This window comes from Burkholderia sp. Tr-20390, assembly GCF_017104595.1.
Classification (GTDB): domain Bacteria; phylum Pseudomonadota; class Gammaproteobacteria; order Burkholderiales; family Burkholderiaceae; genus Burkholderia.
Genome location: NZ_JAAGPC010000017.1, coordinates 57,775 through 83,141, shown reverse-complemented (window position 1 = coordinate 83,141; position 25,367 = coordinate 57,775). Strand labels below are relative to the sequence as shown.

At 67.2% G+C, this 25,367-nt stretch carries 23 protein-coding genes and 1 pseudogene; 12 read left to right on the top strand and 12 right to left on the bottom strand.

The window, feature by feature from the left end:
- A pseudogene (locus G3N98_RS39715) lies at positions 1-301 on the top strand (ISNCY family transposase); the annotation flags it as partial.
- 29 nt (positions 302-330) lie between these two features.
- Here G3N98_RS39715 and G3N98_RS08010 read toward each other — a convergent pair.
- The 8 genes from G3N98_RS08010 to G3N98_RS07975 form a co-directional block, all read right to left on the bottom strand.
- Positions 331-1,332 carry a LysR substrate-binding domain-containing protein gene (locus tag G3N98_RS08010; RefSeq protein WP_206147855.1) on the bottom strand — a complete coding sequence of 334 codons (1,002 nt, stop codon included), beginning with the start codon at positions 1,330-1,332 and terminating at the stop codon, positions 331-333.
- A 522-nt stretch (positions 1,333-1,854) separates the two neighbouring features.
- A complete protein-coding gene (locus tag G3N98_RS08005; protein ID WP_206147854.1) occupies positions 1,855-3,348 on the bottom strand; it encodes an aldehyde dehydrogenase in 1,494 nt (497 codons plus the stop codon).
- Positions 3,349-3,364: 16 nt separating this feature from the next.
- The gene (locus G3N98_RS08000) at positions 3,365-4,696 is read right to left on the bottom strand and encodes an FAD-binding oxidoreductase (RefSeq protein ID WP_206147853.1); all 1,332 of its coding nucleotides are present in this window, start codon (positions 4,694-4,696) and stop codon (positions 3,365-3,367) included.
- A gap of 6 nt (positions 4,697-4,702) precedes the next feature.
- On the bottom strand, positions 4,703-5,590 hold the full coding sequence (locus G3N98_RS07995) for a dihydrodipicolinate synthase family protein (protein ID WP_089476124.1): 888 nt from the start codon (positions 5,588-5,590) through the stop codon (positions 4,703-4,705).
- 161 nt (positions 5,591-5,751) lie between these two features.
- Positions 5,752-7,047 (bottom strand): serine hydroxymethyltransferase, encoded by a 1,296-nt coding sequence (gene glyA / locus G3N98_RS07990; protein WP_206147852.1) that lies wholly within the window; start codon positions 7,045-7,047, stop codon positions 5,752-5,754.
- Positions 7,048-7,174: 127 nt separating this feature from the next.
- Positions 7,175-8,056: a glycine betaine ABC transporter substrate-binding protein gene (locus tag G3N98_RS07985; protein ID WP_206147851.1), complete on the bottom strand. Its 882-nt coding sequence runs from the start codon at positions 8,054-8,056 to the stop codon at positions 7,175-7,177.
- A 153-nt stretch (positions 8,057-8,209) separates the two neighbouring features.
- Positions 8,210-9,097 (bottom strand): proline/glycine betaine ABC transporter permease, encoded by an 888-nt coding sequence (locus tag G3N98_RS07980; protein WP_206147850.1) that lies wholly within the window; start codon positions 9,095-9,097, stop codon positions 8,210-8,212.
- Positions 9,094-10,383, bottom strand: a complete 1,290-nt coding sequence (locus G3N98_RS07975; protein ID WP_206147849.1) for a glycine betaine/L-proline ABC transporter ATP-binding protein — start codon at positions 10,381-10,383, stop codon at positions 9,094-9,096. The genes G3N98_RS07980 and G3N98_RS07975 overlap by 4 nt, the downstream gene beginning before the upstream one ends.
- A gap of 602 nt (positions 10,384-10,985) precedes the next feature.
- Here G3N98_RS07975 and G3N98_RS07970 point away from each other — a divergent pair.
- On the top strand, positions 10,986-11,576 hold the full coding sequence (locus G3N98_RS07970; RefSeq protein WP_206147848.1) for a dimethylsulfonioproprionate lyase family protein: 591 nt from the start codon (positions 10,986-10,988) through the stop codon (positions 11,574-11,576).
- Between the two features lie 17 nt (positions 11,577-11,593).
- Here G3N98_RS07970 and G3N98_RS07965 read toward each other — a convergent pair whose 3' ends face one another.
- The 3 genes from G3N98_RS07965 to G3N98_RS07955 are packed head-to-tail and all read right to left on the bottom strand — an operon-like array spanning position 11,594 to position 15,123.
- On the bottom strand, positions 11,594-12,748 hold the full coding sequence (locus G3N98_RS07965) for a porin (RefSeq protein ID WP_206147847.1): 1,155 nt from the start codon (positions 12,746-12,748) through the stop codon (positions 11,594-11,596).
- A gap of 33 nt (positions 12,749-12,781) precedes the next feature.
- Complete coding sequence (locus tag G3N98_RS07960) at positions 12,782-13,753, bottom strand: aliphatic sulfonate ABC transporter substrate-binding protein (protein WP_206147846.1); 972 nt, start codon at positions 13,751-13,753, stop codon at positions 12,782-12,784.
- 47 nt (positions 13,754-13,800) lie between these two features.
- Complete coding sequence (locus G3N98_RS07955; RefSeq protein ID WP_206147845.1) at positions 13,801-15,123, bottom strand: LLM class flavin-dependent oxidoreductase; 1,323 nt, start codon at positions 15,121-15,123, stop codon at positions 13,801-13,803.
- A 143-nt stretch (positions 15,124-15,266) separates the two neighbouring features.
- On the opposite strand from G3N98_RS07955, the gene G3N98_RS07950 reads away from it, so the two are divergent.
- Entirely contained in the window at positions 15,267-16,319 is a 1,053-nt protein-coding gene (locus tag G3N98_RS07950; protein ID WP_206147844.1) for a LacI family DNA-binding transcriptional regulator, read from the top strand.
- Between the two features lie 161 nt (positions 16,320-16,480).
- On the opposite strand, the gene G3N98_RS07945 is transcribed toward G3N98_RS07950, so the two are convergent.
- A complete protein-coding gene (locus G3N98_RS07945; protein ID WP_206147843.1) occupies positions 16,481-17,050 on the bottom strand; it encodes a lipocalin family protein in 570 nt (189 codons plus the stop codon).
- Between the two features lie 224 nt (positions 17,051-17,274).
- Here G3N98_RS07945 and G3N98_RS07940 point away from each other — a divergent pair, with 224 nt between their 5' ends.
- From G3N98_RS07940 to G3N98_RS07900, 9 genes are all read left to right on the top strand, one after another.
- Positions 17,275-17,886, top strand: coding sequence for a sigma-70 family RNA polymerase sigma factor (locus G3N98_RS07940; RefSeq protein ID WP_206147842.1), 612 nt, complete (start codon positions 17,275-17,277; stop codon positions 17,884-17,886).
- Positions 17,883-18,617 (top strand): anti-sigma factor, encoded by a 735-nt coding sequence (locus tag G3N98_RS07935; protein ID WP_175240852.1) that lies wholly within the window; start codon positions 17,883-17,885, stop codon positions 18,615-18,617. The genes G3N98_RS07940 and G3N98_RS07935 overlap by 4 nt, the downstream gene beginning before the upstream one ends.
- Before the next feature lie 151 nt (positions 18,618-18,768).
- Positions 18,769-19,602: a DUF1295 domain-containing protein gene (locus G3N98_RS07930; protein ID WP_206147841.1), complete on the top strand. Its 834-nt coding sequence runs from the start codon at positions 18,769-18,771 to the stop codon at positions 19,600-19,602.
- Positions 19,599-20,699 carry a class I SAM-dependent methyltransferase gene (locus G3N98_RS07925; protein ID WP_206147840.1) on the top strand — a complete coding sequence of 367 codons (1,101 nt, stop codon included), beginning with the start codon at positions 19,599-19,601 and terminating at the stop codon, positions 20,697-20,699. The genes G3N98_RS07930 and G3N98_RS07925 overlap by 4 nt, the downstream gene beginning before the upstream one ends.
- On the top strand, positions 20,696-21,316 hold the full coding sequence (locus G3N98_RS07920; RefSeq protein WP_206147839.1) for a lipocalin family protein: 621 nt from the start codon (positions 20,696-20,698) through the stop codon (positions 21,314-21,316). Before G3N98_RS07925 ends, G3N98_RS07920 begins: the two co-directional genes overlap by 4 nt.
- Positions 21,317-21,408: 92 nt before the next feature.
- Entirely contained in the window at positions 21,409-22,713 is a 1,305-nt protein-coding gene (locus G3N98_RS07915; RefSeq protein WP_206147838.1) for an FAD-dependent oxidoreductase, read from the top strand.
- Complete coding sequence (locus G3N98_RS07910; protein WP_206147837.1) at positions 22,710-23,564, top strand: DUF1365 domain-containing protein; 855 nt, start codon at positions 22,710-22,712, stop codon at positions 23,562-23,564. The genes G3N98_RS07915 and G3N98_RS07910 overlap by 4 nt, the downstream gene beginning before the upstream one ends.
- Positions 23,561-24,778 (top strand): cyclopropane-fatty-acyl-phospholipid synthase family protein, encoded by a 1,218-nt coding sequence (locus tag G3N98_RS07905; protein ID WP_206147836.1) that lies wholly within the window; start codon positions 23,561-23,563, stop codon positions 24,776-24,778. The genes G3N98_RS07910 and G3N98_RS07905 overlap by 4 nt, the downstream gene beginning before the upstream one ends.
- 1 nt (position 24,779) lies before the next feature.
- Complete coding sequence (locus tag G3N98_RS07900) at positions 24,780-25,313, top strand: chalcone isomerase family protein (RefSeq protein WP_206147835.1); 534 nt, start codon at positions 24,780-24,782, stop codon at positions 25,311-25,313.
- Positions 25,314-25,367 lie beyond the last annotated feature (54 nt).

The window sequence follows — 25,367 nt, the reverse complement described above, 5'->3', positions numbered from 1 at the left end:
GTACGATCGCCTAACCGAAATCGATCAAGGCGCAGTCGTGGAGCACAAGCGCTTGAGTCATGTGCTGGAGGTCGCGCAAGCGCTTCAGGCGCAACGTGATAACAGCCGAATTGGCAAAGCGCCGTCAAGAACGCATCGCGGCGACTCAACCCGGACCGACCGAAACGAACCCCAAGCGGGCAAGAAGAAGCAACGCGAGATCACGCAGGCCGACGTCGAGCATGTGATCGTGGAGCTGGCGCAACGTAGGCAACCCGCCAAGCCAGCAGACAAACCTGGCCGTCGGTCTCCAAAAGCCGGATGCCGATTGGCGCTGGCCGGGGCAGCGTGTCATCGACCGATCTCGACGCCGGCATCGAGCCAGCCGCGCATCATGATAGCGACCTCGTCACGCAGCCACTGGCGGAACAGTCGGTACTCCGGGCGCGAGTGCGCATTCCGGTGCGTGATCAGGTAATGATGGCGATCACGAAACACGAGGACATCCTGCACCGGGCGCACCAGCACGCCCGCGTCGATCTGCCGGTGCACGAGGTGGTGCCAGCCCAGCAGCGTGCCCTCGCCGGCCTCGGCCTGCGCGACGAGGAGCCGGTAATCGTTGCTTTCCAGATACTTGCTCCCGGCCAGCGTATCGGTGCCGTCGCTCTGCTGGAACCAGTTGCGCCACACGCGCCAGTCGACGTGCTCGCACACCTGGGCACGGCCGAGCATCGACAGGTTCAGCGTCGGGCACGACAGCAGGTCCAGCGGCTTCAGCGACCGGCCATGAAAATGCCGCTCGCGAAACGACGGGCTGCACACCGGATACACGATGTCGTGGAACAGCGGTTCGGCTTCGAACTCCGGGGCGCGCGGCGGGTTCTTCGTAATGATCACGTCAGGCTCGATGAGGCCGTCGAGCTCCATGAAATGCTCGGTGACGATCACGTGCAGCTGGATATCCGGAAACCGCTCGCGAAACGCGGGCAGTCGCGACGACAGCCACAGTGCGGAAAACGTGTGCGATGCACAGACCATCAGCGCGTGCTTGTCGGTCCGGCGCACCGCCTCCGCCGCCTCGGCGATGTTCATGATCGACAGGTACGACGCGTTGTACAGGACCCGCCCGGCATCCGTCAGCGCGATATGCCTGCCCGTGCGCTCGAACAGCGAGACGTCGAGCGAATCCTCGAGTTCCTTGATCTGCCGGCTGATCGCGGCCTGCGTCACGCACAGTACCTCGGCTGCCTGAGTGAAGCTCTCGTAGCGCGCCGCCGTCACGAAGCAGCGCAGCGCGCGCAGCGACGGCATCTGCGCGAGAAGTCGGTCGGCAAACAATTGCTTCTTCAACATGGCTTCCACTCTCAAAACAGCGGTCGGACGCTGCGCCGACGAACGCGTCGACGGCAGTCCCGCCGGTGGCCCTCAGTCAGTCTCGCCGCAAACCTTTCAATTAGCCGATATTGCAGCTCGCGCATCGGTCAGGCGGCTCGCAAGAGCGAGCTCGACCGCGCAAACGGCGTCACGATGGCGCCATTTTCGATCGATTGTGCACCACATCGCAATTATCGGAAGCGATGAGGGGCGGCAGCACGCACATCCGGCAGACACCGCCGCTCCGCGCCTGGCCAATGCGCGGCACACCGCAGCCGGTACCGTCGCGGTGTCGCGTCGCGCCGCCAGGTGCGGATCGCGCTTTCCTTCGCGCGCCACCTGCGGGGCACTCACGGGCGATCGGCCGGTGACCATGCCCGCACAACAGGGGGCAGCACGACATCGTGGTCGATCGGCGGCAGAGCGCGCCGCCGCCGAAACCACTCCTCCAAGCGCCATCGCGGGCCGTGCGAGCCTGCGATGCCGCGTGCTCCGCATCGCTCAGTCGAGCTTCAGCCAGGTGGTCTTCAGTTCGCAATATTGATCGTGCGCGTACACGGATTTGTCGCGACCGCCGAACCCCGACTGCCTGAATCCGCCGAACGGCGTCGACAAGTCGCCTTCGCCGAAGCAGTTCACCGTGACCGTCCCCGCGCGAATGCGCGCGGCGACCTTGTGCGCACTGTTCACGTTGTCGGTCCAGAGCGACGCAGCGAGCCCGTAGCACGTATCGTTCGCGATCCGCACCGCGTCGTCGACGTCGTCGTACTCGATGAAGCAGACGACCGGCCCGAACACCTCGTCGCGCGCGAGGCTCATCTCGGGCGTCACCTGGTCGAAGATCGTCGGTTCGACGAACCAGCCGCCGGTTTCGCCGAGAATTGCCTGCCCGCCGCACACCACGTGCGCGCCTTCCGCCTTCGCCTTCTCGATATGGCCGAGCACCTTGTCGTAGTGCTTCTGCTCGATCAGCGCACCGAGCTTCACGTCCGGGTCGAGCGGGTCGCCGGTCTTCCAGCCGCCGAGCACCACCCGAACCTTCTCCAGCAGTTCCGCCTTGAGGCTCGAAGGCACGAGGATCCGCGAGCCTGCGCTGCAGTTCTCGCCCATGTTCCAGAACGCGGCCGCGACCGCCTGTTCGGCGACCGCGTCGAGATTCGCGACGTCCGGCAGGATCACCTGCGGGTTCTTGCCGCCGCATTCGAGCACGACGCGCTTCAGGTTCGTATCGGCCGAGTAGTGCAGGAAGCGCTTGCCGGTCGCGGTCGAGCCGGTGAACGCGACGAGATCGACGTCCGGATGGCGGCCGATCGCCTCGCCTGCCTCGCCACCGAACCCGGTGACGACGCTGAACACGCCCGGCGGCACGCCGGCTTCCCGCGCGAGATCGGCGATGCGCAGCGTCGACAGCGACGTCTGCTCGGCCGGCTTCACGACAACGCTATTGCCCACCGACAATGCGGGGCCGATTTTCCACGCGAGCATCAGCGCCGGGAAATTCCACGGCAGCACGGCGCCGACGACTCCGATCGGCTCGCGCGTGATCATGCTGACGACACCGCTGCCGGACGGCGACAGCGCGTCGTAGCGCTTGTCCGTCACCTCCGCGTGCCAGCGGATGCACGCGGCCGACTCGGGAATGTCGAGCCCCAGGCACTCGCCGATCGGCTTGCCGGCTTCCAGCGCCTCGAGCAGCGCGAGTTCCTCCGCATGCTCGTCGATCAGCTGCGCGACGCGCAGCAACACCGCCTTGCGATGCGCGGGCGCGGACTTCGACCAGACACCCGACTCGAATGCTTCGCGCGCAGCCGCGACCGCGCGATCGACGTCGCGCTCGTTACAGCGCGCGACTTCGGCGAGCACCTTGCCCGACGCCGGGTTGAGCGTCGCGAGCGTCTCGCCCGACGCCGCCGCACTGCGCTCGCCCGCGATGAACGCGCGGCCGTCGAGCGACAACGCATTCGCCTTCTGCTTCCACTCCTGATGGGTCGTCATGTCGTTTCCTCAATGATCAAAGCTCGGCACCGGCCGAGAATTCCTTGGCCCAGATCGTCGCCGACACGGCAAGGTCGACGAGCGGCCGAACCGGCAGCGGCCGCGGATGCGGCTGCTTCAGCAACTGCTGCACGAAACTGTTCGATTCGCCGAGCGCGTATTCGGCGATGAGCTTGCCGGACGACGATCCGCGGCTCAGCCCGAGACCGTTGCAGCCGATCGCCTCGTAGAGACCGTCGTCGCGCTTGCCGAACAATGCTCCGTTGTTCGCGGACAGGCACAGCGGCCCGCCCCACGTATATTCGAGTTCAACGCCACCGAGCATCGGGAAGCGGCGCTCGAACGAGCGCTGATGCAGATGCCGCGCCTTCGCGAGATCCGCAGGCGACACCCTCACGTCCGGCCTGAACGCGAAATGGTTGCGCACGCAAATGCGATTGGTGATCAGGCGCCGCACCGTCGTGCCCATCGGATCGGCCGGAATCACCGCCCACGACCGCGTTCCGCCGAGCTTCGCGACTTCGTCGGCATTCATCTGCCGCGTGAGCGACGCGAACGTATAGACGGGCAGCAATCCGTTCGAATGGATGCCGAAGGTCGCTGCGTACGCATTCGTGCACAGGATGACCTGCTTTGCGACGAGGGTGCCGCCGGCGAAATGCAGCGCGCGCGTGTCGCCGCGCGGCTCGATCCGCGTGACCGGGCTGAGCTCGTACACCGTCACGTTGTCCGGCTGCGTGGCCGCGAGGCCGCGCATCAGCGCGGCCGGCTGCACCGTGCTGCAGCCCGGCGTGAACAGCGCGCCCGTGTAGAAGTCGGTGCCGGTCACGGTCCGGATGGCCGGCTGGTCGAGCCACTCGAACGCTTCGCCGATGCGCGACAGGCCGTCCGCGAAATGCGCGAGCGCCGCGGCGCCCTTCCTGTTGACCGACGCGTGGAATTTGCCGTCGTCGCGCCAGTCGCAATCGATGCCGAAGCGCCGCACGATATCGCGCACATAGTCGATGCCATGGCGCTGGAACCGCACGTCGGCGCGGTCCTCGTCGATGCTGCGCGAGTAGCTTTCGCTGCTGATGTCGTGCGGCAGGTCGACGAAGAATCCGGAATTGCGCCCGGCAGTCGTGCGGCCGATCCGGTCGGCCTCCACGAGCGCGATCGACGCGCCGGGCGCGAGCTCCGCGAGCCGTCGCGCCGCGCACAGCCCCGTGATGCCGCCGCCGACGACGGCCCAGTCGAACCGGCCGTCGGACGTGACGGTGCGCGCGTCCGGTGCGGGCGGCAGGCTCTCCCACCAGCCGTTCATACCGTCCGGCGCCGGAAACCGCGCGAATTCCAGATTCGAACGCATGATGAATTACCGGCCGTTGCGCAGCAGCGGCTTCACGAGCTTCGCGAACGCGTCGCGCTCGTCGCCCGACAGCGCGCCAAGCGGTGCGCGTGCGACTCCGACCGGCAAACCGGCGAGCTCGCACCCGTAACGCACGTACTGAATGAACTTGCCGCTGCGCTCGAGCAGTTCGAGCACCGGCAGCAATTGCGTCATCAGCTTGCGGCCGGTCGCGAAATCGCCGCGCGTGACGCACGCATCGAACAGGTCGGTGTGTGCTTCCGGCAGGAAATTCGACGCACCGCCGACCCAGCTGCGCGCGCCCCATGCGAAGAACTCGAGCGCCTGGTCGTCCATGCCGCAACTCAGCACGAGCCGGCCGCTGAAATGCGTGGACAGGTGATGCAGATGCGCGATGTCGCCGGTGCTCTCTTTCATCGCGACGAAATTCTCGCGCCCGAGCAGCGTCTCGAGAATCCCGTCACCGATTTCGGTGCCGGTGCGGGCCGGAAAGTTGTACAGCATGATCGGCATGTCGAGCGCGTCGTCGATCGTGAGCAGGTGCGCGAGCAGTTCCTGCTGCGTCGGCTGCGCGTAGTACGGCGCTGCCACGAGCAGCGCATCCAGCCCCGCACGTTTCGCTTCGCGGCCGAGGCGCAGCACTTCCTTCGTCGTCGTCGCGTTGATGCCCGCGGTCAGGAACGTCTTGCCGCCGGCAGCAGCCGCGACCGTGTCGAACGTGCGCACGCGCTCGTCGAAGCTCAACGCGTAGTATTCGCCCGTCGTGCCGCCGACGCCGAGGCCGGACACGCGGCCGGCGAGATCAGCCGCATGCCGGCCCAGCAGCGCGTGATCGATTTCGCCGTCCGCGTCGAACGGGGTGACCAGCGGTGTGTGTACGCCCTCGAAGCTCATTTCAATTCCTCATTCAGGTGAGTGGGTGCCCGGTTGCCGTCGTTACGCAGGAGCCGGCACTGGACAAGACGTCGGCGCGCGCCACGCGTGTTTCGCGCAGCCACGCCGATCGATTCGTCATGCGGTTCTAACCATGCGTCCGCCCGATCCGGTTCCGGCGATCAGGCAAACGCGTCCGCGTGTGCATAGATCGGAAACTGGGCGCACAGATCGCGCACGCGAGTGCGGACCGCGCGCTCGACGCCCTCGTCCCCGTCCGGATTGCGCTCGAGCGCCGCCACGACCGCGAGGATCATGTCGCCGATCTGCTCGAACTGCGCGGGCCCGAAGCCGCGCGTCGTGCCGGCGGGCGTGCCGAGCCGGATCCCAGACGTGACGGTCGGGTTTTCCGTATCGAACGGAATTCCGTTCTTGTTGCAGGTGATGCCGGCACGCTCCAGCGCCTTCTCGGCCTGCATGCCGGTAATGCGCCGCGCGCGCAGGTCGACGAGCAGCAGGTGGTTGTCGGTGCCACCGGTAACGAGCGTCAGGCCGCCGGCCGTCAGCACCTGTGCGAGCGTTTGCGCGTTGAGCAGCATCTGGTCGATATAGCGCGTGAACTCCGGGCGCAGGGCTTCCGCGAAGGCCACCGCCTTGCCCGCGACGACATGCATCAGCGGGCCGCCCTGAAGCCCCGGAAATACCGCCGAGTTGATCTGCTTCGCGACGTCTGCGTGGTTCGTCAGGATGAAACCGCCGCGCGGGCCGCGCAGCGTCTTGTGCGTGGTCGACGTCACGACGTCGGCGAACGGCACCGGGTTTGGGTGGCGGCCGGCCGCGACGATGCCGGCGATATGCGCCATGTCGACCATCAGCTTCGCGTCGACGCTGTCGGCGATCTCGCGGAACGCAGCAAAATCCAGCGCGCGCGGATACGCGGAATAGCCCGCGATGATCAGCTTCGGCCGATGGCGCTGCGCGAGCCGGCGCACGTCGTCGTAATCGATGCGCTGCGTGTCCGGGCTCACGCCGTACTGCACCGCGTTGAACCACTTTCCCGACAGCGCGGGGCGTGCGCCATGCGTCAGGTGGCCACCCGCATCGAGCGACATCCCCATCACCGTGTCGCCCGGCTTGACGAGCGCGAGCATCACCGCGCCGTTGGCCTGCGCGCCCGAGTGCGGCTGCACGTTCGCGTGGCTCGCGTCGAACAGCGCGCACGCGCGGTCGATCGCGAGCGCCTCGATCCGGTCGACATGGTCGCAACCGCCGTAGTACCGGCGCGACGGATAGCCTTCCGCGTACTTGTTCGTCAACACGGTGCCCTGGGCTTCCAGCACCGCCGCGGACGCGATGTTTTCGGATGCAATCAGTTCGATCTGCGTCTGCTGGCGACGCAACTCCAACGCGATTTCAGATGCGATCACCGGATCGCGGCTCTGGAGTGTTTCGGCAAAAAAGCGGGCGTTCTCGTTCACTTGGTGACTCCGCGACGCGATTCGTTACGTGCTGCGTGGATTCAATGCACCGCGCGCTGCCAGGCCGGCGCCGTCGTGACGGCCCCAGGCCCGGGCCGCCGGCATCGGCCAGCGCGCGCGCGTGGCCTTACTGCTGCAGCCAGGCCTTCAGCTTCTCCGGATGGGCGTCGACGAACTTCTTCGCGGCGCTCGCGTAGTCGTTCGTGCTGTTGCCTTCGAACTCGATCGCCTCGACGTCGGCCAGCGTCAGCTTCAGGTGCTTGAAGAACACGTCGGCGCGCGGAAACTTGCCCGCGAACTTCTTCGATGCGAACGCGTGGATCTGCTCGTCACCGCCCAGCGTGCCCTTCGGGTCCTTCAGGTAACGCATCTGCCACTTCTGGAACAGCCAGTGCGGGCTCCAGACCGTCGCGACGATCCACTGCTTCGACTGGTACGCACGCGACACGCTGGCCAGCATCCCGGCCTCGCTCGACGCCTGGAGGGTGTAGCCGTCCAGGCTGTAGCCCTTGATCGTCCGCTCCGACGCCTGCATCAGACCGCCGCCCGGTTCGATGCCCTGGATCGTGCCGTTCAGCTTGCTCTTGACTTCCCGCTTGTTCAGGTCGGCGATCGACGACAGCTCCGATTCCGGCACGTAGGTCGGCACGGCCCAGCCGTTCTTGCCGCCGGTGTAGATAACGCCCACGTCATCCAGGTCGTTCTTGTACTTCGCGTAGTACGCGCCGTGCGTGACCGGCAGCCAGCCGCCGACCATGATGTCTAGATCGCCGCGCGCGACACCCTGATACTGGATGCCGATGTCGGCCTGCACGAACTGCACCGGCTGCTTGAGCTGGGTCTCGAGCACGTACTTCGCGACGTTGGCCACCGCGAGCACGTCCGCCCAGTTGGTGACCGCGATCTTGACCGGCTCCGCCGCCGACGCGGCGCCCACACCTGCGCTGCCGGCGACCACCGTCGATAGGGCAAGTTTCGCCAGAAGCGACTTGAACGTATGGGTATTCATCTAGTAGTCCTTTTTAATCATGCGATTTTTTCGAAGATGAGGAACGCCTTCGATCGGCGTTTCCGGTCTCCACGCACTTCTACACCGGTTCCGCCGCGGCACCGTGGCCGCGGCGCTTCATCGTCCTTCAATGATCTTCGACTGTCGTGTCCGTCAGGTCCGTGCCGCGCCGCGCGGCCCCGCCTTGCCGGCACGTGCGAGCGGCGTCTTCACCTTCTTCTTCGCCTTCACGCCGAAGCTCTCGGTCAGGCGATCCAGCACGATCGCGAGCAGCACGACGCCGAGCCCGCCTTCGAAGCCGATCCCGATGTCGAGACGCTGGATCCCGCTCAGCACGTATTCGCCGAGGCCGCCCGCGCCGATCATCGACGCGACCACCACCATCGACAGCGCCATCATGATCGTCTGGTTCACGCCGGCCATGATCGATGGCAATGCGTTCGGCAGCTGGATCTTCCACAGCAGCTGCCAGTCGGTGCTGCCGAACGAACGGCCGGCTTCGATCAGTTCCTCGCGGACCTGCCTGATGCCGAGTGTCGTCAGCCGCACGACGGGCGGCATCGCGAACACGATCGTCGCGATCACCGCCGGCACGCGTCCGAGCCCGAACAGGATCACGGCCGGGATCAGGTACACGAACGCGGGCATCGTCTGCATGAAGTCGAGCAGCGAGCGCAGGATCATGCCGATCCGGCTGTTGCGCGCCCCCCAGATGCCGAGCGGCACACCGATCACGAGGCTGAAGAACGTCGCCGCGGTGACGAGCGCGAGAGTCGACACCGTCTGCGCCCACAGGCCCATGTAATGGATGACGAGCAGCGCGCAACCGACGAAGATCGAAAACACGACGCCCCGGCGCCACAGCGCGAGGCCCACCAGGATCACGACCATCGCGATGAACGGCACGGCGGCGAGACCGTCCTCGAGTAGCTTCACGACTGCGCCGAGGCCCGCCGAGAACGTGTCGAAGCCGCCACGGAAATGCAGAAACAGAAAGTTGACGACATTCTCCGCGAACTTCCCGATCACCGACGAATTCATGCTGCCCTCCGTTGCATCATCTGCTTGAGTATCGTCCGGCAGGACACGACGCCCGCCAGTCGCCCCGCTCCGTCCGTCACGGGCACGTCGTGCTGCTGCGTCAGCGCGATCGACGCGAGCCGATGCAGGTCCGTATCGATCGACACCGCGTTGAAGTCGTTCAGGAACGCGTCGCGAATCGGCTTCGCGCCGGACCGGTGCAGCGTGGCGGGTGTGACGCAGCCAAGGTAACGGCCGGATTCGTCGCACACGTAGCCGCATTCCGCGCCGCTGTCGATCAGCTGGTTCAGATAGCGGTCGGACGGCGTGAGCGCATCGCAGCGAAGCAGCCCGCGCTCGACCGGCGTCATCATGCTCGATGCCTTCATGAAGCGCGACACGTCGACGTTGCGGAAGAAGTCCTGCACGTACGCGTCGGCCGGCGTCTGGATCAGTTCGGCGGGCGTGCCGACCTGGATCAGGCAACCGTCCTTCATGATGCCGATGCGGCCGCCGATCTTGACGGCTTCCTCGATATCGTGGGAAATGAACACGATCGTGCGCTGCTCTTCCTTCTGCAGGCGCAGCAGCTCGTTCTGCATTTCGAAGCGGATCAGCGGGTCGAGCGCGGAGAATGCCTCGTCCATCAGCAGCACCGACGGATTCACCGCCAGTGCGCGGGCAAGGCCCACACGCTGCTGCATGCCGCCGGACAACTCGCTCGGCAGCAGTTTCTCGTACGAGCCGAGGCCAACGCGCTCCAGCGCCGCGCGCGCGACTTCGTAGCGCTGTGTCTTCCTGATCCCCGCGACTTCGAGCCCGTACGCGATGTTGTCGAGCACGGTGCGGTTCGGCAGCAGCGCGAACGACTGGAACACCATCGCCATCTTCTGGCGCCGGACGTCGCGCAGTTCCGGCGTCGACATCGGTGCGATATCGCGGCCTTCGAGCACGACCTGCCCGGCCGTCGGCTCGATCAGCCGGTTCAGCAATCGGACCAGCGTCGATTTCCCCGAACCCGACAGCCCCATGATCACGAAGATCTCGCCAGCGCGCACGCTCAGGCTCACGTCGTTGACCGCGACCATGTTGCCGGTTTCCGCGAAGATCTCGTTGCGGCCGACGCCGCGCTTCATCATCTCGATCGCACGCTCGGGTTTCGGACCGAAAATCTTCGACAGGTGCCTGACGGTCAGGATGTCCGTTCCCGTCGCGATGCTCGACCGGGCAATCGACAGCGCACCGCCGGTGTGGATTGCCCCGGGGGGAAGTACGTCGCCCGGCGCAAACGTCATATTTGGAGCCATTCTGTCATCCCGACTGACTGGTAAGGGAAGCCGCGAACTTCGTCCGGGTCGTCATCGATCTCCCGCCTGGCGTGGGCCCGATGCCGCTCCTGCGTGGTTGACGGCGCTGATGCAGTGAATGCAGCGTATCAATCCAATTTCGTCGCTCCAGCTACATTTTCTGTGCGCTTTTCCATACCTTTGGTAATGCATCGTTTCGGGGCGAAAAGGCGTGATCGCCGCAAAACGGTGCGAAACAGGCGAAAAGCAATACCGGCGCGGCTGAGTGGAATGTTGCGGGGACGGCGGCCCAGCGGCGCGTGCGGCGCGCGCAAGCGGCCGCTAGGGGAAAATCCCGACGCGGGGACTTAAGGGAAACTACCGAGAAATCACGCCGGCGACTTCGCGAGCTGCTTTGGACCATTCGTACGCGACGAACTGCCTGCTGCCCCCAATCAGGTTGCCGGCGGCTGTCGATCGACAGCGCGCCTACCGAACGGCAACCGCGGCACGCAGATGGCGGCCAATGCCAAGCCCGTCACGCTTTTTCGCTGCCCGCATCGACAGGTTTCTGCCTAGACTTTCGCTGATTGGCCCACATCACTCAGGGAGCAGCAAGCAGCATGCATGAACGCCCGAAGCCCATCGCGGATTTCGTCCGGATCGCCGGCGAACTGTTCCAGTCGGAAAAGCTGCCCGCCGCCGCGCGCGCGTTCGCACCGCACGTATTCGCACGATTGCAGCAGCCGTCGGACAATGGCGTGCGCAACGCAGTGCGCTACCCCGCATGCGAATGGCTTGGCCCGGCGCTTCAGGCCGTCGCACGCGTGAACCCGACGTTCGCAGCCGTCGCGCGGCTGATCGTGTCGCTGGAGCCGGCAGTCGGCTGGACGCGGCGTACGTCCGGAAAGGACGGGAGCCCGAACTACATTGATGGGCACGTGAACGGAATGATCTGCGGGCCCGGCGGCGCCGAAAGCCGCGACGACATTCAACTCGGCTTCTCGCTGATGATGCCCGGCGTGCGTTACCCCGATCACGGCCACGCGCCGGAGGAGGCCTACGTGCTGATGACCGCCGGCGAATTCCGGCAGCAGAACGGCGATTGGTTCGATCCCGGGATCGGCGGCGGCATCCACAACCCGCCCGGCGCGCTGCATGCGATGCGCTCCGGCGACGCGCCGCTCCTCGCGATCTGGTGCCTGCTGAATTGAACCGTCGATCGTCGCGATCAGAACGACGTTCGAATGCCAGCCGTCACCGCCCATGGGTCGAATCCCGGCGTCACAGTCGCCGCCGGGTTGTTCAGCAGCGCGAATCCTTGTGTCGAATGACTGTTGTTCAGGATCGTCGTCGCGAAACCGTACAGCTGCGTGCGCTTCGACAGGTAGTACACGTAGCCGACATCGCAAGCGATCGCGCGCGCATCGCCATTCTCGATACGCCGCGACACGCCGACGTTGATGTCGCCGAACCCGACGCGCACGCGGGCATTGAGCAACGCGGCGGACGCGAACCATCCCGTGCCGTCGGTACGCTTCGAATACACGTAATTCCCGCCCACCACCATGCGACCGAAATCGTATGCGGCGGTCAGTACATGCGTGAGCTGCGACGACGCGTCGGATGCCGTCGCGCTCGCGTAGTACTGGTAGCGGTTGAAGCCGTAGCCGACCAGCACGCCGTTCTTCGCGTACTGGAGGTTCGCGCCGACGTTGCGCGCGTTCAGCGTCTGCCCGGCAGGATCCTGCGCACCGAACGAATAGCCGATCTCGCTCGACCAGCCGCCGAGCGCTTCCGGCGTCCGGTAGCGCACCGCGTTCCGGTAGAACCCGCCGGTGCCGCTCGAACCGAGCGTCGTCGTGTGTTCGAGCGACATGATCGCGGCTGGATTCGCGAGCCCGTACGTGCCGACGTCGGAAGCGAGAAACACCCAGTAGATCGGCAGGTACAGATAGCCGGCGTCGACGCTGCCGAACGGCCCCGACAACCCGACCGACGCGCCCCGATTGAACGCCGTCGCGCCGCCGCCCATCCCCGAGTAGAGATTGAAGCCCGTCTCGAGCCGGAAATTCGCGCGATAGCCGCCGCCGAGATCTTCCTTGCCGAGCAGCCCGAAGCGCGATGCCTGCAGGTTGCCGCTGGCCGCCGACGCGGTCGTTCCGGTCGTGCTGTTGAAGCGGCCGTACTGCACGGCTGCATCGACGATGCCGTACATGACCAGCGTCGACTGCGCGTGCCCGGTGTGGCTGGCGCAGGCGAGCGCGACGGCACCGGCCGTGCGCAGCCCGGTTTTCAGCCGGGGCGTGAAGCGAAGGCGCCAGCGCAATGCGGCGGCGCGGCGAACGGGACGGATGGCGGCGGTACGGGAGGCGAGTCGGTTCATGACAGCGGCTCTGCGAGCGAGTGGAGTATCGAGTCAGCGGGTGAAGGAAACCGGGTGTGCGATGTCGGCGACCTGGATCGCACGCGGAATGACGTTCGCTCGACGGAACGTATCCGCAACGCGTTGCTGCGCGCCGAGCACGGTCGAATCGACGGGCAGCAGCCCGAATGCGGATCGTGCGAGATAGCGCTCGACGACGGGCTGCGGCACGCCGATCTCGCGAGCAATCAACTGTGCGGCGTCGCTGCGATGAGCGGCCGTCCACGCGTCGCCGCGCGCGACCGCCGACAGCACATCCGACAGCACCGCGGGGTGGGCCTTCGCGAAATCCGGCGCACCGAGAAAGAAGCTGTACGGCTGCACGATGCCCGACGCATAGTCGGCGATCGTGCGCACGCCGAGCGTCTGCTGGACGACCGCGAGGTACGGATCCCAGATGACCCACGCGTCGACCTTGCCGCCTTCGAAGGCCGCGCGTGCGTCGGCGGGCGACAAAAAGGCGGGCTTGATGTCCGCATAGGTCAGGCCGGCTTTTTCGAGCGCGGCGACGATCAGGTAGTTCGAACTCGACCCGCGGGCGAATGCCACCGGCCGCCCTTTCAGGTCGGTGACCGATTTGAGCGGCGAGCCGTCGAGCACGATGATGGCCTCGTTGTGCGGGCCGGCGGGTTCGGCCGCCAGGTAGACGATCCGGCTGCCCGCCGCCTGCGCGAAGATCGGCGGCGGCGAGCCCGTATAGCCGAGATCGATCGAGCCGGCATTCATCGCCTCGAGCAGCGGCGGCCCGGCCGGGAATTCGGTCCATGCGATGTCGAAGCCGCGCGCGGCGAGCGGCTTGTCGAGCGAGCGCTGCGCCTTCAGCAGCGTGAGCGGCGTGCCCTTCTGGTAGCCGATGCGCAGCGTGCGGCCGGTGTCGGCCTGCGCGCCGCCGGCGAATGGCGCAGCGAACGCGGCCACGGCTGCGGCCTGTGCGGTGCGGAGAAACGAACGTCGGGAAAACGTCATGATCGGAGATTCCTTATCGGATGGATTCGACGGGACGCATGGGTGCGCTACGCCCGCACCGGTCGCTGCAACCCCAGATGCTCGCGCAACGTGCGGCCGGTGTAGGCCGTGCGGAACAGCCCGCGCCGCTGCAACTCGGGCACGACGAGCGAACAGAACGCATCGAGGCCGCCCGGCAGTTCGGCCGGCATCACGTTGAAGCCGTCGGCCGCGTCGCGCTCGAACCACGTCTGCATCAGGTCGGCCACGGTTGTCGCACTGCCGACCACCGTCACGTGCCCGCGTCCGGCCGCGATGCGCAGCACCAGTTCGCGAATCGTCAGGCGCTCGTCGCCGGCCAGCGCGCTCAGGAGCGCCTGGCGGCTGCGCTGGCCGCTGTCCGTGAGCGGCAAGTCGGGCAACGGGCCGTCGAGCGGATAGCCGGACAGGTCGACGTTGCCGAGCATCCGCGCCAGCATCGCGACGCCCGCGACCGGATCGACGAGCGCCTGCAGCGCGTCGAAGCGTTCGCGCGCCTCGTCGTCGGTACGCGCGACGACGACCGACAGGCCCGGCATGATCTTCACGTCGCCGGGCGCGCGGCCCGCGGCCACCGCACGCGCCTTCATGTCGCGGTAGAACGCCTGCGCGGCATCCAGCCGTGCGTGCGCGGTGAACACGACGTCGGCCGTCTGCGCGGCGAGGTCGCGCCCCGCCTCCGACGAGCCCGCCTGCACGACGACGGGCCATCCCTGCACCGGGCGCGGCACGTTGAGCGGGCCCGCCACGGAGAAATGCGTGCCGCGATGATCGAGCACGCGCAGCGTGGACGCGTCGTAGTACACGCCGCTCGCCTTGTCGCGCACGAAGCTGTCGTCGGCCCAGCTGTCCCACAGGCCCGTCACGACGCGATGGAATTCCCGGGCGCGCGCATAGCGCTCGTCGTGACCGACGTGTTCGGCGCGGCCGAAGTTGCGCGCCTCCGCCGCGTTGTCGGACGTCACGAGATTCCAGCCGGCCCGCCCGCCGCTGATGTGGTCGAGCGACGCAAACTTGCGCGCGATGTGATACGGCTCGTTGTAGGTCGTCGTCGCCGTGGCGATCAGGCCGATGCGCTCCGTGACCGCCGCGAGCGCAGGCAGGAGCGTCAGCGGATCGAGCCGGTCGGAACGGGCCGATCGCGCGGCGCCGTCACCCACGTTCGCGGCGACACTGTCCGCGACGAAGATCGCGTCGAAGCACGCGCGTTCCGCCGTGCTCGCCAGCGCCGCATACGCACGAAAATCCGTGCCGCCATCGGCCTGCACGTCCGAATGCCGCCACGCGGCTGCATGGTGTCCGGTCTCCATCAGAAAGGCCCCAAGGTGCATGAGGCGGGAAGCTGTCGTCATCCGATATCCTGTCGCGAAAGCAGCGCCTCACCACCGGGCCACGCATCGTCTCGTGCTGGCGACCGCGCGTGGTTAGCGCTAACATTGGCAGGCAGTTTCCCGTGGCGAACTTGCCGCGTCAAATAACGAAATCAGCGGAACATATGTCCGATTCGACTAAAAGCGATGCCCGGCCACGCCGCACGTCGGGACGCCTGACCCTGCGCGATGTGGCCGATCACGTCGGCGTGTCGCAGATCAGCGTGTCGCGCTATTTCCAGGATCCGGCGCGGCTGTCCGCGCCGCTGCGCGAGCGGATCGCCGATGCGGTAGCGGAACTCGGCTACGTGCCGAATCTCGTCGCCGGCGGGCTCGCATCGGCGCGCAGCCGTGTCATCGGCATGGTGATTCCGAACATCTCGGGGCCCATCTTTGCGAACACGATCCAGAGCTTCAGCGACGAGGTCACGGCACACGGTTACCAGTTGCTGCTCGCATCGAGTTATTTCTCGACGGATCTCGAGGAGAATGCGGTGCGTGGATTGCTCGGGTGGTCGCCGGCGGCGCTCGTGCTCACGTCGCACTTCCATTCCGCGGGAACCGAGGAACTGATCGAACAGACGCAGGTGCCCGTGCTCGAAACGTGGGACTTCCAGCCACGGCGCAAACCGCTGCAGATCGGCTTCGTGCACCAGGAAGCCGGACGCATCGCGGCGCGTCATCTGGTGGAACGCGGCTATCGACGCATCGCGTTCGTGCTGAACAGCGCGGCGGGCGACGCAAGCGCGCGCGAGCGTTGCGATGGTTATACCGAGATCATGCGCGAGCATGGGCGTCAGCCGATCGTGTTTGCACCGACCGAAGCGCAACCGATGCACGCAGGGCGCGAGGCGCTGCTCGCGCTGTGTTCCGTACGCCGCACGGCCGACGCGATCATCTTCGCGAACGACAATCTCGCGTTCGGTGCGCTACTGTCCGCGCCCGGCGCAGGCATTCGCGTTCCGGAGCAATGCGCGATCGTCGGCTTCGGCGACTATCCGATGGCGGAAATGCTGACGCCGGGCCTGACGACCGTGCGGCCACCCGCGCGTGAAATCGGCATCACGGCGGCCACGCGGATCTTCCAGCTTCTGCAGGCGGATCCGCCGGCGTTCGACACGCTTCGCAAAGGCCAGCGACCGATGTCGTGCCAACTGATTATCCGGGCGAGCAGTTAACTGCCGAAGGCAACGAACCGGATTTCGCGTTCAGCGACCGTAGGCCAAAGGGCATCATCCCGCCTTTCGCCGCCGCCATCAGCCACGGCCGCGCGCAACCGCGGCGCTCGGCGTTGCTCCAGGCCCGACGGCGCCGTACACGCATGCCGCACGCGGTCGCCCTAATGCACAGTGCGCCGCAACATCGTCGTGTCGTAACCGAGCGCCTGCACCCGTTCGACAAGCGCCGCGGCCTGTTCAGCCGAGGGCTTCGCATCGCGCGTCAGGATCCACAGGAACCGACCCGACGGTTCACCGACGATCGACCATGCGTAGTCGTCGGCGCGATCGAGCACCCAGTAATCGCCGAAGAAGAACGGCCCGAAGAACGACACTTTCAGCTTTGCACCGCCGCTGTCGGCCACGATCTTTGCGCGCCCGTCGGCGCTTCGCGCGCGGCCGTCCGGCCCGCCTTCGCGGCAGGTATTGCGCACGCCGACAAGACCGTCTTCCCGCTTCGCATACTCGGCCGTCACGCCGTCGCATCCGCGCTCGAAGCGGTTTTCATACCGCGCGAACTCGTACCATCTGCCGACGTAGCGATCGAGATCGACGGATTTCGCGGGTTGCGGAACGTGTGCATTCCCGCTGGGCCCGCCGGCGAGGCCTGCACATCCTGCCAGTACCAGTGCGGCGCCCGCCACGATCGCTCCAGCCGCCCACAGCGGTCGGCCAACGCTACTTCGCTTCATCGAATGACTCTCTAGACACGAAACCCGGTCATTGTGCACTCAACCGACGGTCGCCGGCCGCATTCGCCGCACGTTGCGGCTGCCTGCATCCGCGCGGACGCGTCGCTCGTATCTGGTTGAAGACCTCACAGCGGGCGCGCCGCCGATCGTTCGATCAGAGGCATCCGGGAGTGCTATATTTCGCTCGACATTCACATCATGGCGATCCGCGCCATCCACTTCGCATGAGCGACACGCCAGGCGGTGCCAGCGGCTTCGATCAGTCAGCCCCTTCGCGCGATGCCGATGCGGATGCCGCGCGCCGCGAACATCTGAATCGGGTGATGCTTCAGGCAGCAGCCGGCGATCAGGCGGCTTTCGCGGAGTTGTATCAGCTGACCGCGTCGCGGGTGTTCGGGACAATCGTGCGCATGCTTCACGATCACGGCGAAGCCGAGGATATCCTCCAGGAGGTCTACACGACCGCATGGCGACGCATCGACACGTTCGACCCGGCGCGCGGCGGCGCGATGACGTGGCTGATCACGCTGGCACGCAACAAGACGATCGACCGCTTGCGGCAGCATCGCGACGCGCAACTCGACGACGAACAGGCGCTTGAGCTTCCCGCCGATGATCCGACGCCCGCCGCGCTGGCGGAGGCCTCGCAGGAGCGCCTGCGCCTCGAGCGCTGCCTTGCGCAACTCGATCCGCAGCAGGGCCGCGCGGTGCGCGAGGCCTTCTTCAGCGGCGCGACCTACAGTGAGCTGGCAGCGCGACTGCGTGTGCCGCTCGGAACCATGAAGAGCTGGATCCGGCGCAGCCTGATGCAGCTGAAGGTGTGTCTGGAGCAATGAATACGCCGGCCGATCACGATCCCGAATTGCGCTGCGCCGAATACGCGCTCGGCGTGCTCGACGCAGACGCGCGCCGCGAGCTGGAGCAGGCCGCCGCTCGCGACCCGGCGTTGCAAGCCACGCTCGAGCGCTGGCAGCGCCGCCTCGCCCCGCTCGCGGACGACGTCACGCCCGTCGACCCGCCCGCGCGAACCTGGACGAGAATCCAGCACCAACTGGGCTTCATCCCGCCGCCGCGCCCACGCGGCGCTGCGCCCTCCGCCGGATGGTGGAACAGCCTGCGACTGTGGCGCTGGGTCGGCATCGGCGCGAGCGTGGCAGCGCTCGGGCTGCTCACGGTCAACGTGATCCGGGTGGGTGAAGCGCCGCCGCGCCCCGCTGCCGAGGACAGCCACTACATGGCAGCCACGCTGGCACAAACGGATGGCGTCGCACGGTGGACCGCCACGGTCGACTTGCGGCGTGCCCGAATGGTCGTGGTGCCCGCGAACACGCCGCCGATCGCCGCGGACCGCTCGACGGAGCTCTGGCTGATTCCGCCGAATGCGAAGCCGATCTCGCTCGGCGTATTCGCGTCGAACGCAGCGGCGTCGATGACGCTGCCGCCGGCGATCGTCGCGCGACTCGATGCACGCGCGGTGCTCGCCGTATCGCTCGAGCCTCGCGGCGGCTCGCCGAGCGGCCAACCCACCGGGCCGGTGCTCGCCACCGGCGCGATGCACACCACTTGACGCGCGCAACGCGCGCTCGCCCCGTCAAGCGCGGCGGCGTGCCGCCCGTTGCCGTCTCGCTCGACGGGATCACGCCGCATCTCGTCGCATCCGTCTGCATCCGTTCGGTCGCCGGCTCCGTATAAGGGGATATCGCGCCCTCGGAGCCCGTATGCCCGCCGTCGTCGTTGCCCTCCTCGCCTTCGTCGGACTGATCCTGTCCTTCACGGCGGTGTGGATTATCCAATTGCAATCCCGGAACGCCGGGATGATCGATCCAGTCTGGGCCGCGACGCTAGGCGGCGTAGCCGTGTTCGTCGCCGTGCTGGCGACCGGCCCGGAATTGAATCGTGCGCTCGTCGCCGCCGGCGGCGGCATCTGGGGGCTGCGACTCGCGCGGCACCTGTGGCGGCGCAATCGCGGGCAGCCGGAGGACCCGCGCTATCGACAGTTCCGCCTGCAGTGGGGCGACGCCGCGCCGCGCAACATGTTCTGGCTGTTCCAGTTGCAAGCGCTGATCTCGATGCTGCTGTCGATCGCGTTCTTCATCCCCGCATACAGCGCGGCAGCCCCGTCCCGGTTCGCGATTGCCGCGGCAGTCGCGATCTGGATTGCCGCCGTCGCCGGAGAGACGGCCTCCGACCGGCAACTCAAGCGGTTTCTCGCGGATCCCGACCACGGCGGCCAGGTCTGTCGCGCCGGCTGGTGGCGCTATTCGCGGCACCCCAACTATTTTTTCGAGTGCGTGCACTGGCTCGCCTACACGGCCCTGGCGATCGGCATGCCGTGGGGCTGGCTGACGCTGTTCCCGCCCGTCCTGATGGCATGGCTGCTGCTCAAGGTATCCGGCTTGCCGCTGCTCGAAGCGCGTCTGGTGCAAAGCCGGCCGGGCTACCGCGAGTACATGCGCACGACCAGCGCCATCGTTCCGTGGCCTCCGAGGCCGGCGCCCGGCCCTGCCCCCACTCGATCCGATCACCCTGAAGACCGGAGCACGCGATCATGACCGCTACCACCTCGCCACCGTCGCCGGCCTCGGCGGCGGCACCCCACGACACCTGGCTGATCCGCTGCTGCGAGCGCGGCTGGCTGCCGGACCGGCTGATCCGGGCCGGCATGCGCTCGCTCATGCGGCAACGCCTGCGCGCCGAACACGCGGATGACGGCGAGCAGCGCGCGGCGGCCCACGACACGCTGGTGCGCGAACTAAGCGCGAGCCCGATCGCAATCGAGACGCTCGCGGCGAACACGCAGCATTACGAAGTGCCCGGCAGCTTCTTCGAGGCCCATCTCGGCCCGCGGCTCAAATATTCGTGCGGCTATTACCCGCGTGGCGACGAAACGCTGTCGCAGGCAGAGGAGGCCATGCTGGCGTTGTACGCGCAGCGCGCGAGACTGGCGGACGGCCAGCGCATGCTCGACCTCGGATGCGGCTGGGGTTCGCTGTCGCTATGGCTCGCCGAGCGGTATCCGGCGGCGCAGATCGTCGGCCTGTCGAATTCACACGGTCAACGCCACTTCATCGAGCGATGCGCGGCGCAGCGCGGGCTGACGAATCTGCGCATCGTGACCGGCAACGTGGTGGAGTTCGACTTCGATCCCGCGGACGCCGGCTTCGACCGCGTGCTCTCGATCGAGATGTTCGAGCACATGAAGAACTACGGGCAATTGCTCGCCAAAATCGCGCGCTGGATGCACGACGACGGCAAGCTCTTCGTGCACATCTTCGCGCACAAGCTGCTCGCCTATCACTTCGCGGTGCGCGACGACACCGACTGGATGTCGCGCCATTTCTTCACAGGCGGGACGATGCCGTCGGCCGACCTGCTGCTGCGGTTCCAGGACGACGTGCGCATCGCCCGCCAATGGTGGCTCGACGGGACGCACTACGCCCGCACGGCCAATCAGTGGCTCGCGTCGCTCGATGCGGCGCGCCACCGGATCATGCCGATTTTCGAGACGGTCTACGGCGCCGACGCCCGCCTCTGGTTCCAGCGCTGGCGGATGTTCTACATGGCGGTCGCCGAGCTGTTCGGCTATGCCGACGGGCAGGAATGGGGCGTCGCCCACTATCTGTTCGACAAGCGCCGGGTGCTCGCATGAGGGCCGCGATCCCGTACCGGGTTCTCCGCCGCGTCGCCGCCACGGTCGTGACGGCGCTCGCGATCGGGGCCGCCGGGTGCTCGGGCGGGCCGCCGAACCCGAATCCGCGCGCCGCCGTTCCGTTGTCGACCGTACCCGTCGACTTGCCGCGCTACATGGGCCGCTGGTACGTGATCGCGAACATCCCGTATTTCGCGGAACGCGACTACGTCGGCAGCCGGGCCGAGTGGCGCCTGCGTGACGACGGCCGGATCGACGACGCATTCGTCGGCCGCAAGGGCGGCTTCGACCAGCCCGAGAAGCGCTATCGGTTCGTCGACGCCGTGAAGTCCGGCAGCGGCGGTGGCGAATGGCGCGTGCGGCTGTTCTGGCCGGTATATGTCACGCAACTGACGCTCTACGTCGACCCCGACTACCGGTACACGATCCTCGGCTACCCGGGCAAGACGCTCGGCTGGATCTTCTCGCGCGCGCCGACGATGGACGAGGCCACCTATCGCTCGCTGCTTGCCCGGCTCGATGCGATGGGTTACGACACGTCGCGCTTCAGGCGGGTGCCGCAAACCCCGGACCAGCTCGGCAAGCCGGGCTTCGCGTCGCCCGGCGATCGCGAATGACGGCCGCACCTGCATCCGCCGCGCGCGGTGCGTCGTATATGAGCACATGTGATTCCAGAACCTGCACTTGTGACTGACGGAGACCCTTCGCGATGCACCCGGAACTTTCAATGTCGCGGCCCGGCCGGCGGATCGCCGTCGTCGGTGCCGGCATCGCGGGCCTGGCCAGCGCGTACTTGCTGGCCCGCCGTCACCGCGTGACGCTGTTCGAGGCCGCCGACTATCTCGGCGGTCATACGCATACGGTCGACGTCGACCTCGACGGCGCACGCCACCCCGTCGATACGGGCTTCCTGGTGTTCAACGACCGGACCTATCCGAACCTGGTCGCGCTGTTCGACGAACTGGGCGTGGCCGCCCATTCGACCGACATGTCGTTTTCGGTTTCGGTCGACGGCGGCCGGCTCGAATGGGCCGGCAGCAACCTGAACACCGTGTTCGCGCAACGCCGCAACCTGTTCTCGCCGACCTTTCTCGGGATGTTGCGCGACATCCTGCGCTTCAACGCGTCCGCGCACGATCACCTCGAATCGGCGAACCGGCAGCGCCTTTCGGTCGGGGAACTGCTCACGGCCGGCGGTTACGGCGCATCGTTCCAGCATCACTACCTGCTGCCGATGGCGGCCGCGATCTGGTCGAGCGGGGCCAACGACATCCTGCGGTTTCCGGCGGCGACGTTCCTGCGCTTCTGCCTGAATCACGCGTTGTTGCAGGTCAACAGCCGGCCGACCTGGCGCACCGTCGCGGGCGGTGCGCGGCAGTACGTCGAGCGCATCGCCGCGACGCTCGACGACGTGCGGGTGAATACGCCGGTGCGCGCGATACGGCGCGACGACGCGGGCGTGACGGTGGCGACCGATACAGCCGGTCACGAGCGTTTCGACGCGGTCGTGCTCGCGTGCCATGCGCCGACCAGCCTGGGGCTGCTCGCGGATGCCAGCAAGGCCGAGCGCGACGTGCTCGGCGCCGTGCGCTACCAGCACAACGTCGCGGTGCTTCACACCGATACGGCGTTGCTGCCGCGCCGGCGGCGCGTGTGGTCGGCGTGGAACTACCTGGGCGGTCGGCCGAGGCGCACGGGCGGCGAATCGCCCGTGTGCGTGAGCTACCTGCTCAACCAGTTGCAGCCGCTGCCGTTCCGCTCGCCGGTCGTCGTCACGTTGAATCCGGTCGACGAGCCCGCGCCCGGCACCCAGCTCGGCCGCTACGATTACGCGCACCCGCTGCTCGATCTCGCGGCCGTGGATGCGCAGCATCGCCTGCCGATGCTGCAAGGGCGGCGCAATACGTGGTACGCGGGAGCGTGGACAGGCTACGGGTTCCATGAGGATGGACTGAAATCGGCGTTGCGCGTCGCCCGCAGCTTCGGCGTCGCGCCGTCTTGGGCGCGCCCATGAACGCGCCCTTTGCCCGCGACGGCATGGCCGCCCGGCTGCTCGTCGGCACCGTGATGCATGAACGGCTGCGGCCGGTGCGCCATGCGTTCGCGTACCCGATATTCCAGGTCTGCTGCGACGTCGAGCGGCTGGACGAGATCGACACCGGCTGGTTCGGCATCGATCGCCGGGCCCCGCTCGCGCTCGCTTCCCGCGACTACGGCCCGCGCGACGGCCGCGCGCTCGGCCCGTGGATGCGCGAGGTCCTCGCGCGCGCCGGCATTCCCGCCGACGGCCCGATCTGGCTGCAGACGATCCCGCGCGTCTTCGGCTACGCATTCAATCCGGTGAGCTTCTGGTACTGCTACGACCGCGCGGGCCGGCTGCGCGCGCTGTACGCCGACGTGCGCAACACGTTCGGTGCGCACCACGGCTACCTGCTGAGTGCGATGCGTCACGCGCCGATCGACGCCGACACCGTGCTGGTCTGCCGCAAGACGTTTCATGTCTCGCCGTTTTGCGACATCGTCGGCGATTACGCGTTTCGCGTGCGTCAGTGCGGCGACCATCTGAGCGTGGCGATCGACTATCGCGACGACGACGGCCTGCTGCTGCGCACGGCGATCGGCATGCGGTCCGCGCCGCTGACGGCGGCACGCGCATGGCGCGCGCTGGCCCGGCAGCCGCTGAACGCGATCAACGTCGTCATTCGCATTCATTGGCAAGCGCTGCGGCTGTGGCTCGCGCGCGTGCCGTTCCACGGCAAGACGCCCCCCGGCCGTTGCGCCGCTGCCGATTCGCCATTGTCCCGTTCGCCGAGCGCGTCGCCACGCGGCCGCTCGGCGATGTCCGATCACGAGGCTCGTCCATGACCTTGCTGCGCCTGCTGTCTTCCGCCTCGCAACCGGCGATGCCGCTCTCGGCCCGGTTGTTCATCGCGCTGCTCCGGCAAATCCACGACGGTCACCTGACGCTCGTGACGCCCGAAGGCGCGCAGCATGTGTTCGGCGATCCGCACTGCCAGCCGGCCGCGACGCTGCAGGTCCGCGACTGGCGGGCGTGCCGTGCGATCCTGCGCGCGGGCGACATCGGATTCGCGGAAGCGTATCGCGCCGGCTGGATCGACACGCCCGAGCTCGTCGCGCTGCTGCGTCTCGCGATCCGCAACCAGCCGGTGATCGCGAAGACGGTGACCGGCGGCCGCCTGGCACGCCTCTGGTACGCGCTGCGTCACCGGCTGAGGATGAATACGCGGGCCGGCAGCCGCCGCAACATCCACGCGCACTACGATCTCGGCAACGACTTTTACGGATTGTGGCTCGACGACACGTGGACGTATTCGAGCGCATGCTTCGACGGCGACGCGCAGCGTTCGCTCGCCGACGCGCAAACGGCGAAGTATCAGCGCATCGTCGATTCGCTCGGCCTGCGCGCCGGCATGCGCGTGCTCGAGATCGGCTGCGGCTGGGGCGGGTTCGCCGCGCATGCCGCACGGCAAGGCATCCGTGTGCATGGCGTCACCGTCTCGCAGGCGCAATACGCGCTGGCCCGCGAGCGCATGGCGCGCGACGGGCTGTCCGATCGCGTCACGCTCGAATTGCGCGACTATCGCGACGTCGACGGCCAATACGACGCGATCGTGTCGATCGAGATGTTCGAGGCCGTGGGCGAAACGTTCTGGCCGGTGTACTTCGATACGCTCCGGCAGCGCCTGAAGCCCGGTGCGCGCGCGCTGATTCAGTCGATCACGATCATCGAGTCGCTATTCGACGCGTATCGCACGTCGAGCGACTTCATTCGCGAGTTCATCTTTCCCGGCGGGATGCTGCCGAGCCCGGCGCGTTTCGTCGATGCCGCGCGACGAGCCGGCCTGGCCGCCGAACCGGTGTTCGCGTTCGGTGACGACTACGCGCGCACGCTGCGCACCTGGCGCGCCGCGTTCGAGGCGCGCATCGACTCGGTGCGCGCGCAACGGTTCGACGAGACGTTCATCCGCACCTGGCGCCTCTATCTCGCCTATTGCGAAGCGGGATTTGCCGAGCGGCGGACCGACGTGATGCATTTCATCGTGTCGCCGGGCGGCTGACATGAGGCGCCGGCTTGCGATGCTCGCCGCAGTCGCGGCCGCGGCGCTTGCCGCACCCTTGTTCGCCGGCGCGAACTGCGTCGACGACATCCCATCGGCGCGACTGATCGGATCCGGCCGGTTCTGCATACTGGGCATCTGTCTGTACGATGCCCAGCTGTGGGCGCCCCGGCCCCCGGGTGCGTTCGACACGCCATTTGCGTTGTCGCTGGCCTACCGTCATGACGTGAAAGGCGAACGGCTCGTCTCGACGGGCATGGACGAGATCGAGCGCCTCGCACCCGCGCCGTTGCCGGCTGCGACGCTCGATGCATGGCGCCGCGATATCGAACGGGCGTTTACCGACGTATCGCGCGGCGACGTGCTGTGCGGCGTGTATGTGCCCGAGCGCGGCGCACGTTTCTACACCAACGGCCGCGTCACGGCCGACGTGACCGACCCGGCGTTCGCGCGCGCATTCTTCGCGATCTGGCTCGACCCGCGCACGCGGGCAAAATCGTTGCGCCGTCAGTTGCTGGGCGACGATGCGCGCTGAGTCGACGGTGAGTGATGGCGACGGGCCCGGTGTGTCGACGCGGCAACGCCGCTC